12 protein-coding genes are annotated in these 14,201 nt (G+C 42.5%); 10 read left to right on the top strand and 2 right to left on the bottom strand.

Going from position 1 to position 14,201, the window contains the following annotated elements:
- The first annotated feature begins 6 nt into the window (after positions 1-6).
- The 3 genes from RMB13_RS01000 (at position 7) to RMB13_RS00990 (ending at position 3,771) form a co-directional block, all read left to right on the top strand.
- A complete protein-coding gene (locus RMB13_RS01000) occupies positions 7-366 on the top strand; it encodes a RidA family protein (RefSeq protein ID WP_003655648.1) in 360 nt (119 codons plus the stop codon).
- A 162-nt stretch (positions 367-528) separates the two neighbouring features.
- Positions 529-1,968, top strand: coding sequence for an amino acid permease (locus RMB13_RS00995; RefSeq protein ID WP_005049120.1), 1,440 nt, complete (start codon positions 529-531; stop codon positions 1,966-1,968).
- Between the two features lie 375 nt (positions 1,969-2,343).
- Complete coding sequence (locus RMB13_RS00990; protein ID WP_081407769.1) at positions 2,344-3,771, top strand: amino acid permease; 1,428 nt, start codon at positions 2,344-2,346, stop codon at positions 3,769-3,771.
- 57 nt (positions 3,772-3,828) lie between these two features.
- On the opposite strand, the gene RMB13_RS00985 is transcribed toward RMB13_RS00990, so the two are convergent.
- A complete protein-coding gene (locus tag RMB13_RS00985) occupies positions 3,829-4,710 on the bottom strand; it encodes a LysR family transcriptional regulator (RefSeq protein WP_311084156.1) in 882 nt (293 codons plus the stop codon).
- Between the two features lie 166 nt (positions 4,711-4,876).
- On the opposite strand from RMB13_RS00985, the gene RMB13_RS00980 reads away from it, so the two are divergent.
- The 7 genes from RMB13_RS00980 to RMB13_RS00950 all read left to right on the top strand — a co-directional run bounded on the left by RMB13_RS00980 (position 4,877) and on the right by RMB13_RS00950 (position 13,479).
- Positions 4,877-6,394, top strand: coding sequence for a CoA-acylating methylmalonate-semialdehyde dehydrogenase (locus tag RMB13_RS00980; protein ID WP_132072332.1), 1,518 nt, complete (start codon positions 4,877-4,879; stop codon positions 6,392-6,394).
- Between the two features lie 11 nt (positions 6,395-6,405).
- On the top strand, positions 6,406-7,296 hold the full coding sequence (gene mmsB, locus RMB13_RS00975) for a 3-hydroxyisobutyrate dehydrogenase (RefSeq protein WP_311084155.1): 891 nt from the start codon (positions 6,406-6,408) through the stop codon (positions 7,294-7,296).
- A gap of 77 nt (positions 7,297-7,373) precedes the next feature.
- Positions 7,374-9,023, top strand: coding sequence for an AMP-binding protein (locus RMB13_RS00970; RefSeq protein WP_311084154.1), 1,650 nt, complete (start codon positions 7,374-7,376; stop codon positions 9,021-9,023).
- An 11-nt stretch (positions 9,024-9,034) separates the two neighbouring features.
- Positions 9,035-10,162 carry an acyl-CoA dehydrogenase family protein gene (locus RMB13_RS00965; RefSeq protein ID WP_311084153.1) on the top strand — a complete coding sequence of 376 codons (1,128 nt, stop codon included), beginning with the start codon at positions 9,035-9,037 and terminating at the stop codon, positions 10,160-10,162.
- A gap of 21 nt (positions 10,163-10,183) precedes the next feature.
- Positions 10,184-10,957 carry an enoyl-CoA hydratase gene (locus tag RMB13_RS00960; RefSeq protein WP_311084152.1) on the top strand — a complete coding sequence of 258 codons (774 nt, stop codon included), beginning with the start codon at positions 10,184-10,186 and terminating at the stop codon, positions 10,955-10,957.
- Positions 10,958-10,969: 12 nt separating this feature from the next.
- Positions 10,970-11,995 (top strand): enoyl-CoA hydratase/isomerase family protein, encoded by a 1,026-nt coding sequence (locus RMB13_RS00955; protein WP_311084151.1) that lies wholly within the window; start codon positions 10,970-10,972, stop codon positions 11,993-11,995.
- 122 nt (positions 11,996-12,117) lie between these two features.
- Positions 12,118-13,479 (top strand): MFS transporter, encoded by a 1,362-nt coding sequence (locus tag RMB13_RS00950; RefSeq protein WP_311084150.1) that lies wholly within the window; start codon positions 12,118-12,120, stop codon positions 13,477-13,479.
- A gap of 141 nt (positions 13,480-13,620) precedes the next feature.
- Here the strand turns inward: RMB13_RS00950 and abaI are convergent, their stop codons facing one another.
- Positions 13,621-14,187 carry an acyl-homoserine-lactone synthase AbaI gene (gene abaI / locus RMB13_RS00945; protein ID WP_132072310.1) on the bottom strand — a complete coding sequence of 189 codons (567 nt, stop codon included), beginning with the start codon at positions 14,185-14,187 and terminating at the stop codon, positions 13,621-13,623.
- Positions 14,188-14,201 lie beyond the last annotated feature (14 nt).

The following is a 14,201-nucleotide window of genomic DNA, read 5'->3' as shown; positions in this document are numbered from 1 at the left end:
ATCCGAATGTCTAATTCAGATATACAAAAGATCAAAACCAATGAAGTCATGAGCGCCGTGACTGTTTTTAACAAAGTAGTTTATCTGTCAGGTCAGGTACCTAAAAATACCGAGCAAGACGTGGCAGGCCAAACTCGTGAAATTCTTGCAACGATTGATGAACTTTTGGCGCTTGCCGATACTGATAAATCTCGCTTGCTCTCTGCGCAGCTCTATTTAAAAAATCTTTCTGACTTTTCAACCGTAAATGCCATTTGGGTTGACTGGTTAAAAGGGTGTGTTGCTCCATCGCGTGCCACAATTCAGGCCGATTTGGTTAATCCAGACTGGCTCATTGAAATTGCCGTGACGGCAGCACAAAAGTAATTCGTTTTTACTCCAAAAATGATGATGTATCTAACAGAAGGAAGATAGGTACGGTTTAACCAGTCATTTTTTGGTGAACAGATTCAGTGACCTGTGGCATACGGTTCGATTTTCGCCATAGGTTGCTGATCTTAACAAAGGAATTCAAAAAGGAATTTTAATATGACAACGGCTCGTCATTCAGATACAGAAAACTCTCCTGATCATCTGCAACGAAAACTGTCTAACCGTCATTTACAACTGATTGCAATTGGCGGTGCAATTGGAACCGGCCTATTTATGGGCTCGGGTAAAACCATCTCCCTCGCAGGTCCTTCAATCCTTTTGATCTATATGATCATTGGAGGAATGTTCTTTTTCTTGATGCGTGCAATGGGCGAGTTGCTCCTTGCAAATCTGCATTACAAATCTTTTGTAGATATGGCTCATGATTTAATTGGTCCTTGGGCTGGTTATTATTTGGGCTGGACCTATTGGTTAGGTTGGGTGCTGGTGGGTATTGCGGACCTTTCAGCGGTCATCAACTATTTAGGTTTCTGGCTGCCCGATGGCGCGAGCTTTTCTCCAACACAACAAGCCATGATTAGTGCAGGCTGTGTGTTGTTTGTGATGGGTCTTAACCTACTGACAGTACGTTTGTTTGGTGAAATCGAATTCTGGTTTGCACTCATTAAGATCTTGGCGATTATTGGCCTGATCGGAGTGGGTGGTTACATGATTTTCAGCCATTTCCAAGCTCCTCAAGGTGCTGTAGCAAGCATGAGTAATGTTTGGTCGCATGGTGGTTTATTCCCGAAAGGTACTGAAGGCTTCTTGGCTGGTTTCCAGATTGCCGTGTTTGCTTTTGTCGGGGTTGAACTTGTAGGTACAACGGCTGCTGAAACTAAAGATCCAGAGAAGAATTTACCGAAGGCAATTAACGCGATTCCGATACGTATTATTTTGTTCTATGTATTGGCACTATTTATTGTGATGTCAGTAACACCATGGGATCACATTCGCGCAGATAAAAGCCCGTTTGTTGAGTTATTCTTAAATGCGGGTATTCCAGTTTCTGCAATTATCATGAACTTGGTGGTGCTGTCTTCAGTCATGTCTTCAATGAACAGCGGTGTGTTTTCAACCAGTCGTATGCTATTCGGTTTATCAAAAGATGGTCAGGCACCGGGTGCATTTGGTCGTTTATCAAAACGTGCCGTGCCATCAAATGGTTTGATTTTCTCTTGTATCTTTATCATGGGCGGAGCGGTACTTCAGTACTTTGTTCCAAACACAATGGAAGCATTTACCTTGGCAAGTTCACTCTGTGTGATTCTATTCATTAGTGTCTGGAGTCTCATCATGGTGTGCTATTTACGCTATCGTAAATTACGTCCTGAATTACATGAAAAATCGACTTTCAAAATGCCGGGCGGTGTTTGGATGAGCTATATAGTTCTGGCATTTATGCTTTTCACTTTGGTGATCTTGGCATTAGAGCCAGATACTTTAAAAGCACTATATGTCAGTCCAGTATGGTTGGTTATTTTAGGCGTCACTTATCATGTGCTCTATAAACCACGCATGAAAAAACTAGGACGTGAACTCGTCAACGATCATTAAGTTTTAATAAAAAGCCAATCAATCATGATTGGCTTTTTTTATTTTCTCTCGATTTTTTATCGGAATAATATTGTTTATTTTTGAGTCAATGGTGCGATTTTGAGGGTACTGGAAAAGTACATATAGCATTATCGCATGCTACACTCCGGCTAATCTGGAGAATCCAGATATGTTAATTAAAATTGCCGTGAAGGCATTACATAAATAATGTGACTTAAAAAACAGGACAAACGATTTATCAATTAAGGAAAAATATACTTGAACATCTTGTCCTGAGGTATAGACTCAGCAACCCACGATATACGGTTCGTTTTTCTCCCTATAGGTTGCTGATTTTAAGTTAAGCAAAATATAAAAAGGACTTCTAATATGACAATGGTTCATCATCCAGATGAGGCAGGCTCCCCTGATCATTTACAACGGAAATTAAATAATCGCCATCTACAAATGATTGCAATTGGCGGTGCAATTGGAACCGGCTTATTTATGGGCTCGGGCAAAACCATCTCCCTCGCAGGTCCTTCAATTCTCGTAATTTACATGTTAATTGGTGGCATGTTCTTTTTTCTGATGCGTGCATTGGGTGAACTACTGCTTGCCAACTTACATTACAAATCATTTGTCGATATGGCTTATGACTTGATCGGACCATGGGCTGGCTATTATATAGGCTGGACTTATTGGTTAGGCTGGGTACTGGTCGGTATTGCTGATTTGTCTGCGGTCATTAACTATTTAAGTTTCTGGCTGCCCGAAGGCGCCAGTTTCTCACCAATGCAACAGGCCATGATTAGTGCAGGCTGTGTACTATTCATTTTAGGGCTTAACCTTCTTACGGTGAAGTTGTTTGGTGAAGTTGAATTCTGGTTCGCACTCATTAAGATTTTGGCCATTATTGGCCTAGTTGGAGTCGGTGGTTACATGATCCTCACTCATTTTCAAGCTCCACATGGAGAGGTTGTGAGTGTAAGTAATGTGTGGTCGCATGGCGGCATATTTCCAAAAGGCGTAAGCGGATTTTTGGCAGGTTTCCAGATTGCCGTGTTTGCCTTTATTGGTGTTGAACTGATTGGTACAACAGCGGCTGAAACGAAAGATCCAGAGAAAAATCTACCGAAAGCGATTAACGCGATTCCAATTCGTATTATTTTATTCTATGTGTTAGCACTCTTTGTGGTGATGTCAGTGACACCATGGGATCACATTCGCGCAGATAAAAGCCCATTTGTTGAGTTATTTTTAAATGCAGGTATTCCAGTTTCTGCCATCATTATGAACTTGGTCGTACTGTCTTCAGTGATGTCTTCAATGAACAGCGGTGTGTTTTCAACCAGTCGTATGCTGTTCGGTTTATCGAAAGATGGTCAGGCGCCAAGTGCATTGGGGCGTTTATCAAAACGTGCCGTACCTTCAAATGGTTTAATCTTCTCATGTATTTTCATTATGGGTGGGGCAGTGCTTCAGTACTTTGTTCCAAACACCATGGAAGCATTTACTTTGGCAAGTTCACTCTGTGTGATTCTCTTTATTAGTGTATGGCTTCTGATCATGGCATGCTATTTACGTTACCGTAAGTTGAGTCCAGAGTTACATGCTAAATCGACCTTTAAAATGCCAGGTGGGGTGTTGATGGCGTATGTTGTCATTGCATTTTTCTTGTTCACTTTAGTGATTTTGGCATTAGAACCAGATACCTTAAAAGCGGTATATGTTAGTCCATTATGGCTAGTTGTTTTAGGCGTTAGCTATCATGTGTTTTATAAACCGCGCATGAAGAAACTAGGCCAAGAAACTTTTGATTAATTATTAATAATTTCAAAAAAGCCAATCAATCATGATTGGCTTTTTTATTTAGACTATTTAATCAACCAATAAATGTTGATATTTATCGGCTTGCTTACGTAGATAATCCCAAACCAACTTAATGCGCGGTTCATGTTGTAAATCAACAAAGGTCAACATCCAGAACGTATGGGTAAAGCGAACTTGTTGCTCTAAAACGACGTCAAGTTCCGGTTTATCATCGGCCAAAAACTTGGGCAAAATTGCAAGCCCTGCACCAGCACTCACCGCAATTTGTTGAGCCAAAATACTGCTACTCCGGAAATTTGCATTGAGCTTTAAGGGCAATCGTTCTAAACAGTACAGCTCAGGGCTATAGACCAGATCATCAATATAATTCACGAAACGATGTTGGATTAAATCTTCTAAACCGCGAATAGGTGGGTTCTGAGTCAGATAGTTTTGGCTACCATAAATCTTTAAACAATAGTCAGACAAGCGCGTAATGATATATGGCCCAGAAGTGGGGCGGTCAATTGACACCACAATATCTGCTTCACGGTGTGAGAGCTTAATCATTTTCGGCACTGGAATCAGGTCGATGGTAAGCAGTGGATATTGTATCGAGAACTCAGCCAGTAAGCGGGCTAAGAACGCAGTTCCAAAGCCTTCAGGTGTGCCAATTCGCACACGGCCTTGTAAAGGTTGATGTGGTTTTTCAATTTGTAAGAAAGCTTGTTCCATTTGCTCAACTCGAGGAACAAGTGCCATCCCTTCAAGTGTCAGTTCATAACCAGTTGCTTCACGCTTAAAGAGCGTTGTACCTAAAGCAAGTTCTAGGGCCTGAATCCGTCTTGCAACCGTACTATGCTCTACCCCAATAATACGCGCAGCATTAGTTAGGGTTTTAGTGCGAGCTAAAACCAGAAAAAAATGTAGATGATCCCAATCCACTTTCATTTTTATTGTAATCCCTGTGCATATTTGCACATCAATCGTGCATGAATTTGCGTTGGTGGTCAAAGATTTCTTTGTTAGTCTCAATTGAAACTGAAATAAAGAAAATACGATCAAAAAGTATTTTCTAATAATTGAACACAATAAAAATATGGCCTACGGAGAGGTTATGAACACAATCCAAAAAATCGAATTGGAAACCGCTAAATTACTCATTAACGGACAATTTATCGAGTCTGAAACACAGGAATGGCAAGACATTGTTAACCCTGCGACTCAGGAAGTGATTGGTCGTGTACCATTTGCAACGGTTAAAGAAGTTGACGCTGCTATTCAAGCTGCACAAGATGCTTTTGCTTCTTGGCGTCAAACCCCAATTCAGGCACGTATGCGCATCATGCTTAAGTTACAAGACTTAATCCGTGCCAACATGAAGGAAATTGCGCAAGTCCTAACGGCTGAACAAGGCAAAACCTTGGCAGATGCTGAAGGTGATATTCAACGTGGTTTAGAAGTGGTTGAACATGCTTGTTCAATCGGCACCTTACAAATGGGTGAATATGTCGAGGGTGTGGCACGTGGTGTAGACACGTATACCTTGCAGCAACCTTTGGGTGTGTGTGCCGGCATTACGCCGTTTAACTTTCCAGCGATGATTCCACTCTGGATGTTCCCAATGGCGATCGTTTGCGGCAATACGTTTGTTTTAAAACCATCAGAACAAGATCCGTTATCGACCATGATGCTAGTTGAACTTGCGATTCAAGCAGGTATTCCGGCAGGTGTACTGAATGTTGTGCATGGCGGTAAAGAAGTTGTTGATCGTTTGTGTACGCATAAAGACATTAAAGCCATTTCATTTGTAGGTTCAACTGCGGTTGGAACGCATGTTTATAACCTTGCAGGGCAACATGGCAAACGTGTGCAGTCGATGATGGGTGCAAAAAACCATGTAGCTGTCATGCCAGATGCCAATAAAGAACAAACCTTAAATGCCTTAGTCGGTGCAGCATTTGGTGCAGCGGGGCAACGCTGTATGGCATTGTCGGTTGCAGTCATGGTAGGTGAAAGCAAACAGTGGATTCAAGAGTTAGTCGAAAAAGCGAAAACCTTAAAAGTGAATGCAGGCCATGAGCCAAATACCGATATTGGCCCTGTCATTTCAAAACGTGCCAAAGCGCGTGTGCTTGATTTAATTAATAGTGGAGTTGAGCAAGGTGCAGAGTTGCTGCTCGATGGTCGCGATGTTCAAGTTCAAGGCTATGAATCGGGTAACTTCGTAGGCGCAACGATTTTTAGTGGCGTAAATACCGACATGCGTATTTATAAAGAAGAAGTCTTTGGACCTGTACTTTCAATTATTTGCGTAGACACGCTTGAGGAAGCGATTGCTCTAATCAATGCCAATCCATTTGGTAACGGTGTGGGCTTATTTACGCAAAGTGGTGCGATTGCGCGTACTTTCCAAAACCTCATTGATATTGGTCAAGTGGGTATCAATATTCCAATTCCTGTGCCAGTGCCTTTCTTTAGTTTTACGGGTTCAAGAGGTTCAAAACTTGGTGATTTGGGACCATACGGCAAACAGGCTGTACAGTTCTACACCCAAACCAAAACCATTACCAGTCGTTGGTTTGAAGACAGCCATGAGGTTGGTGCAGTAAACACAACCATTAGTTTACGTTAAGGGGATCACGGATGAATATCGCCTTTATCGGTCTAGGAAATATGGGCGGCAGAATGGCCCATAACCTACTGAAAGCCGGAATCAAAGTTTATGGTTATGACCTCAGTGAAGTTGCTATTCAGCACTTCGCCGAGGCGGGTGGCGTGGTATGTGACAGCCCACAGGCAGCCGCGAAACAAGCAGATGTGGTCATTACCATGTTACCTGCTGCAAAGCACGTTAAAGAAGTTTACTTAGGTGAAAATGGTGTCTTAGAAGTGCTAAAAGCGGGTAGCTTATGCATTGATAGCAGTACTATTGATCCGCAAACCATTAAAGATATTGCTGCTGTTGCACATAGCAAAAATATTAAAATCTGTGATGCACCAGTCTCTGGTGGGACCATTGGTGCTCAAGCGGGAACCCTAACCTTTATGGTGGGTGCCGATGAGCAAACCTTTAATGAAGTGAAACCTGTGCTCAGCCACATGGGCAAAAATATTGTTCATTGTGGTGAGGTCGGTGCAGGGCAGATTGCCAAAATCTGCAATAACCTCATCTTGGGTATTTCAATGGCTGCCGTTGCCGAAGGTATGGCACTCGGTGTGAAGTTAGGCATTGACCCGCAAGCATTGGCAGGTGTCATTAATAGCTCAAGCGGTCGTTGCTGGAGTTCGGATGTGTGCAACCCATGGCCACATATTAATGAAAATGCACCAGCGTCTAGAGGCTATCAAGACGGCTTTGCCACTCAGCTGATGCTGAAAGATCTAGGCCTCGCTGTAGAGGCCGCGGGTCAAGTCAAACAGCCAGTCGTATTAGGTGGCATGGTGCAGCAGCTCTATCAGCAAATGTGCATGCGTGGTAATGCCAATCTCGATTTTTCGAGCATTATTCAGCAATACCTGCCTCAAGAGGCATAACGGCAAAGCCAAAGGATGGCTTTAACTCAATTAAACCCTGTCGTGAATAACAACAAATCCGGACTGAGGGAAAAGATATGATGGATTATCAAAATGCTGCACAGGCTTTCGATTTGGAAAGTACTGCAAAACAGATGTTATCAGGTTCACTTGATGCTTTAAATGCTTGTTATGAATGCTGTGATCGACACGCAGATGGCGACAAAATTGCGCTGTATTGGCAAGGAAAAGATGGGCGAAAAGAGCAATACACCTTCCGTGAACTAAAAGAATGGTCAAGTCAGTTTGCCAACTTTTTAAAATCACAAGGTGTGAAAGCAGGCGACCGTATTTCAGGTTTATTACCAAGAACACCTGAACTGATCGTGACTATTTTTGCAGCTTGGCGAATTGGTGCTGTTTACCAGCCACTATTTACTGCATTTGGTCCAAAAGCGATTGAACACCGTATTCAGCTTGCACAAAGCAAGCTGGTGGTGACTGATGTAGGTAACCGCAGCAAGCTTGATGAAATTGAAAATTGCCCTCCAATTGTGACGGTTGCCGATGTGCAAGGTACTCCGCTCAAAGCAGATGATTTTAATTTCTGGAATGAAGTGAAACAGCAGTCCGATCAATGTGATCTGGTCATGCGTAACATTCAAGATCCATTTTTATTGATGTTTACTTCAGGCACTACAGGGCCAGCTAAACCATTGGAAGTGCCATTAAAAGCGCTAATTGCCTTTGGTCGATATATGCAAGATGCCATTGGTTTAACCGAAGAAGATTCGTTTTGGAACATTGCCGATCCGGGTTGGGCGTATGGTCTCTACTACGCGATTACTGGGCCATTATTTTTAGGCCATGCCACTTTGTTTTATGAAGGTGGTTTTAGCACAGATAGCCTATGTCAAATTGTGAAAGATTATAAAATTAACAATTTGGCAGGTGCACCGACGGCCTACCGTATGATGATGGCGGCCGATCCAGCACAAATGGCGCCGTTAAAAGGTCAGTTCCGTGTCGTGAGCAGTGCAGGTGAGCCGCTTAACCCAGAAGTAATTCGCTGGTTTAAACAAGTCTTAGATGCTCCGATTTATGATCACTACGGACAAACCGAAGTGGGCATGGTGGTGTGTAATCATCATGGTTTAAAACATGAAATTCATGCCGGTTCAACAGGTTTCCCAAGTCCGGGCTATCGTGTTGCGATTGTTAATGAACAGGGTGAAGAACTGCCTGCAGATACACCGGGAATTTTAGCGGTGGATATTAGCCAGTCTCCAATGATGTGGTTCGGCGGCTATAAAGAAAGCCGAAAATCGCCTTTCATTGGTCATTACTATTTAACTGGCGACACTGCCGAGTTACATGCCGATGGCAGCATGAGCTTTGTTGGACGCAGTGATGATGTGATCACGACATCGGGTTATCGCATTGGACCTTTTGATGTGGAAAGTGCCTTACTCGAACATGATGCTGTGATTGAAGCAGCAGTGATTGGTGTGCCTGACCCAGATCGTACCGAAGTCGTTAAAGCATTCGTGATTTTAGCTGCCGACGCTCAACCTTCAGATGCACTTGCTGAACAACTCAGCCAATTTGTTAAAAGACGACTTTCTGCACATGCTTACCCACGTTTAGTTGAATTTGTGAGTGAATTACCTAAAACTCCAAGTGGCAAAATTCAGCGCTTTTTATTGCGTAATCAAGAAATTGCTAAACAACAAGCTAAAGCAGGGTAAAGGAAATAACAATGCAATTTACCGAAGAACAATTACTCATTCGTGATATGGCGAAAAGTTTCGCCCAAGAACAAATCAAGCCCAATGCTAGTGATTGGGATCGAGATGGGACATTCCCAAAGGAAACCTTGGCTCAAATGGGGCAACTTGGTTTTATGGGTATGCTTGTTTCAGAACAATGGGGCGGTTCAGACACGGGCAATTTAGCCTATGTATTGGCACTCGAAGAAGTCGCAGCAGCAGATGGCGCGACTTCGACCATTATGAGTGTACATAACTCGGTTGGCTGTGTGCCTATTTTAAAATTTGGTACCGATGAGCAAAAAGAGCGCTTTTTAAAACCTTTGGCGCAAGGTGAAATGATCGGTGCTTTTGCTTTAACCGAACCACATACGGGCTCAGATGCGGCAGCTCTTAAAACCCGTGCGGTGAAAGATGGCGATGATTACATTTTAAATGGTGCTAAGCAGTTTATTACCTCTGGCAACAATGCTGGCGTGATTATTGTGTTTGCAGTGACTGATCCGAGCGCGGGTAAAAAAGGGATTAGTGCCTTTTTAGTCCCACGCGATACACCGGGTTACGAAGTGATTCGTGTTGAAGAAAAACTAGGTCTGCATGCATCCGATACTTGCCAGATTGCACTGACAGATGTACGCATCCATAAAAGCTTCATGCTAGGCCAAGAAGGCGAAGGTTTAAAAATTGCACTTGCCAATTTAGAAGGTGGACGTATTGGTATTGCTGCACAGGCAGTAGGTTTGGCACGTGCAGCGCTCGAAGAAGCAACTCGCTATGCCAAAGAACGTATTACTTTTGGCAAACCGATTTTTGAGCATCAAGCTATCGCTTTCCGCCTTGCTAGTATGGCAACAGAAATTGAAGCAGCGAGACAACTGGTTCACTACGCTGCGCGTTTAAAAGAAGCAGGTCAACCGTGTCTCAATGAAGCTTCAATGGCCAAGTTATTTGCTTCGGAAATGACGGAGCGAGTGTGTTCGAGCGCCTTACAAGTGTTTGGTGGCTATGGCTATCTCAAAGACTTCCCAATTGAGCGCATCTATCGTGATGCTCGTATTTGCCAAATTTACGAAGGCACGAGCGATATTCAACGTTTAGTGATCGCCCGTAGTCTATAAAACCAGAACAAGGAATAAATCATGCAGTGGCAAAGTATTTTATTAGAAAAGCGTAATGGGGTTGGACTGATTACATTAAATCGCCCTCAAGCACTCAATGCTTTAAACAGCGAATTAATTAGTGAAATTAATCAGGCATTAGATCAGCTCGAAAAAGACCACGAAATTGGTTGCATAGTATTGGCAGGTTCTGAAAAAGCTTTTGCCGCAGGCGCAGACATTAAAGAAATGGCTGATTTAGCATTTCCTGATATTTATTTTGATGACTTTTTCCATCTTGCAGACCGTATTGCACAGCGCCGTAAACCTCTAATTGCAGCGGTGAGTGGCTATGCGTTAGGTGGTGGCTGTGAATTGGCGCTTATGTGTGATTTTATTTATTGTGCTGACAACGCCAAGTTTGGCTTACCTGAAGTCACCTTAGGTGTAATTCCGGGTATTGGTGGTACACAGCGTTTAACTCATGCCATTGGTAAAGCCAAAGCAATGGAAATGTGCTTTACAGCGCGGCAAATGGGCGCAGTAGAGGCAGAGCAAAGTGGTTTAGTCGCACGTGTGTTTAACAAAGAAGAATTACTTGAACAAACCTTGCAAGCAGCTGAAAAAATTGCGGCACGATCTTTAACAGCAAACATGATGCTTAAAGAAACCATCAACCGAGCTTATGAAGTGAATCTAACCGAAGGTTTACGCTTTGAGCGACGTATGTTCCATTCAATTTTTGCGACATCTGACCAAAAAGAAGGAATGCAGGCTTTCGTTGAAAAACGCCAGCCAAATTTTAAAAATCAATAAGAGATCAATAAAATGAATACAGAAAATCACTTAATGATTGAGCGACAAGGTAAGCTCGGCGTGATTACCTTAGACCGTGTGACTCATCTCAATGCATTGTCGTTAGATATGATTAAAAGTATTGGTGCCCAATTAGAACTGTGGCGAAATGATGCTGCTATTCAGGCAGTTTTAATCAAATCAAATAGCCCAAAAGCCTTCTGTGCAGGTGGTGATATTCGCTATCTTTACGACAGTTATAAAAATGGCACGGCCGACTACAAAGGCTACTTTAGTGCCGAATATAAAATGCTGACCACGCTGCGTGAATATGAAAAGCCAGTCATCGTTGTAATCGATGGCTATGTGTTAGGTGGTGGTTTTGGTTTAGCTCAGGCTTGTCATATTGTCGTGAGCAGTGAAAAGTCTAGATTTGCCATGCCTGAAACAGCGATTGGTTTTTTCCCAGATGTTGGTGCAACGCATTTCTTGTCTCGCCTTGATGATATTGGTGTTTATATGGCAATTACGGGTGAGCAGATCAGCAGTAGCGATGCGCTTTACCTCGATTTAATTGACTACCATGTGCCAAGCGAGCAGTTACAAGCTTTGCAAGATGCTCTTGTTGAAGCACCAAGTTTAACTAAAGAGGGAATTGAACACATCATTACCCGATTTATTACTCGTCCTGCCGAAAGTGAATTAAAACAATTGGCAGAAGGCATTCGTAAACACTTCGGATATCAGCATTTAGATGAAATTGAACAAAGTCTTGAAAATGAACAAGATGAGCAATTAAAGACTTGGACTAGCAAGATGCTCAGCATTTTGCAGCAACGTTCATTTATTGCCAAACAAACGAGTTTGAAGCTGCAACATTTAGGCCGTGGGCTTTCTTTGCCGCAATGTATGCAACTTGAGCGTGATTTACAGGACATTTGGTTTGAGCATGGTGACTTTATTGAAGGTGTTCGTGCACTCATTGTCGATAAAGATAAACAACCACAGTGGCAAGAACGTAATGCGGAGCTAGAGCAAATTTTAGAAAAATTGAGCTAAACCGTATTACAAAAAACAAAAAAAGCTTAAGGAGATAAAGTGAGACCTGAAAATGCTTATGGTCAGGGCTGGTCATAAGCATAAAAAAGACAAAACAAGAAAATCCAAGAAAGGAAATTGCGATGCAAACAATACAAGGAAACGGTTCACATACTAAAAAGTCATCACATCGATTAGCAGGCATCTCTAGCATGGTCGGCACCACCATTGAGTGGTATGACTTCTTTATTTATGGCGCAGCAGCAGCTCTTATCTTTAATAAATTATTTTTCCCAAATCTAGATGCCCTTACGGGTGTGCTTGCTGCATTTGCCACCTATGCCGTTGGCTTTATTGGGCGTCCATTAGGTGGTTTAGTCTTTGGTCATTTTGGTGACAAAATTGGCCGTAAGTCGATGTTGTTACTAACGCTAATGTTAATGGGGATTCCGACAGTTCTCATTGGCTTATTACCGACTTACGAGTTAATTGGTTACTGGGCTGCGATTGGTTTGGTTGTCTTGCGATTCATTCAAGGTATGGCAATGGGCGGTGAATGGGGCGGTGCTGTACTGATGGCTGTTGAACATGCTCCCGAAGGTGGTAAAGGGTTCTGGGGAAGCTTGCCTCAAGCTAGTACAGGTGGTGGCTTAATGCTAGCCTCAATCGCACTAGGACTGGTGTCGTTATTACCTGAAGAAGCACTGTTTAGCTGGGGTTGGCGTTTACCATTTCTTGCCAGCATTATTTTACTGGTAGTGGGTTGGTACATTCGAGTGAAAGTGCCTGAATCACCAGATTTCGAAAAAGTAAAACAGCAATCTGAAGAAGTCAAAGTTCCTGCTCTACAGGTTTTTAAAAACCATCCAAAGCAACTCATCACCATTATTTTGGCTCGCGCTGCCGAAAATGCATGGTTCTATATTGCTTCAACCTTTACGTTGGCTTACACCACTGCCCAACTTGGAATCCCACGTCAGGACATTTTATTTGCCACCATTTGCGGTGCTGTGGTCATTCTATTTATGACACCATTATGTGGACATTTGTCAGATAAAGTCGGTCAACGCAATATGTTCATGTTTGGTTTATGCATATTGGCACTTTACTGCTATCCATTTTTTACTATGCTCAACACAAAAGACCCAGTATTGGTCTGGACGGCAATTGTTTTAGCGATTGGTGTGGTTTTCCCGATTATGTATGCACCACAAGCTCAGCTTTTTGCACGTCAATTTCCGGCAGAAATTCGTTATAGCGGAATCTCAATTTCGGTACAGCTAGCTGGAGTGCTCGGTGGTGGTTTAGCACCGCTAATTGCGACGAAACTTTTAAGTATTGGGCAGGGTAATCCTTACTTAATTATGATTTATATTGGATCTATGGCTATCGTTGCGATCATATCGACTTCATTTATGCCACGTGATTGGCAGACTAAAACTGACGAGGCTTATCATAAGAAATCAGAATTAAATTTGAAAACCAAAATTACTGAGCAGTCTTAATATTAAGTTTGAGTCTTTCAAATTTTAAAAGCCCTAATCTTTTGACTAGGGCTTTTAAAATTGTGTGAGCGAAACGAGATTCGGGCTTAAGACCTTCATCTTTGCAATGTCACCAATATTCTTAGACTTTGATTTAGCAAACTAAACTTCAATCAAGCATGCAAACATGGCATATCCATCGATAACCATTGGCGGACCTGCACGATGGGCGCGAAAACCCGCGGCACGTAATAACCGCTCTACCCCAAGAGGTGAGGTCGTAATGAGTTGTTTTGCGCCTTGTTCTCTTGCAAAGTTGATCGCTTCTTGCAAAATTGCAATAGAGACTGGGGATGACACTGCTTGATTAGCAGAGGTCGGCGGATTCGAGAAATCTACGGCTGAAAATCTTGATAATTCCCAAATTTCTGGTGAACAAGGAATAGGCATTCCATTCATTAATTGAGGAAATATTTCACCCAGTAAATAGGGTTGAGTCGTTGGTAGTAGTCTGGCACAACCAATAATATTGGATTCTCTATCTTGAGCGACGACATAAGCTGTATCGATTTTATCAAATTGATCTAGTTCTTCATTATTTGGACAGTTCAACTCCCAACCCAAATGTTCAACAAATACCTTGTAGCGGTAACTTTTAAATTTGGTATATAGGACTTCTGAAAAATTGTTTTGGAATCCAGCAATAACATTCATTACAAGTGCTTCCACTTATTTTTCAGGCG

The organism is Acinetobacter sp. V102_4 (assembly GCF_031799005.1).
GTDB lineage: Bacteria > Pseudomonadota > Gammaproteobacteria > Pseudomonadales > Moraxellaceae > Acinetobacter > Acinetobacter calcoaceticus.
Note: the sequence above shows the minus strand (reverse complement) of the source record. Positions and strands in the feature narration are given on the sequence as shown.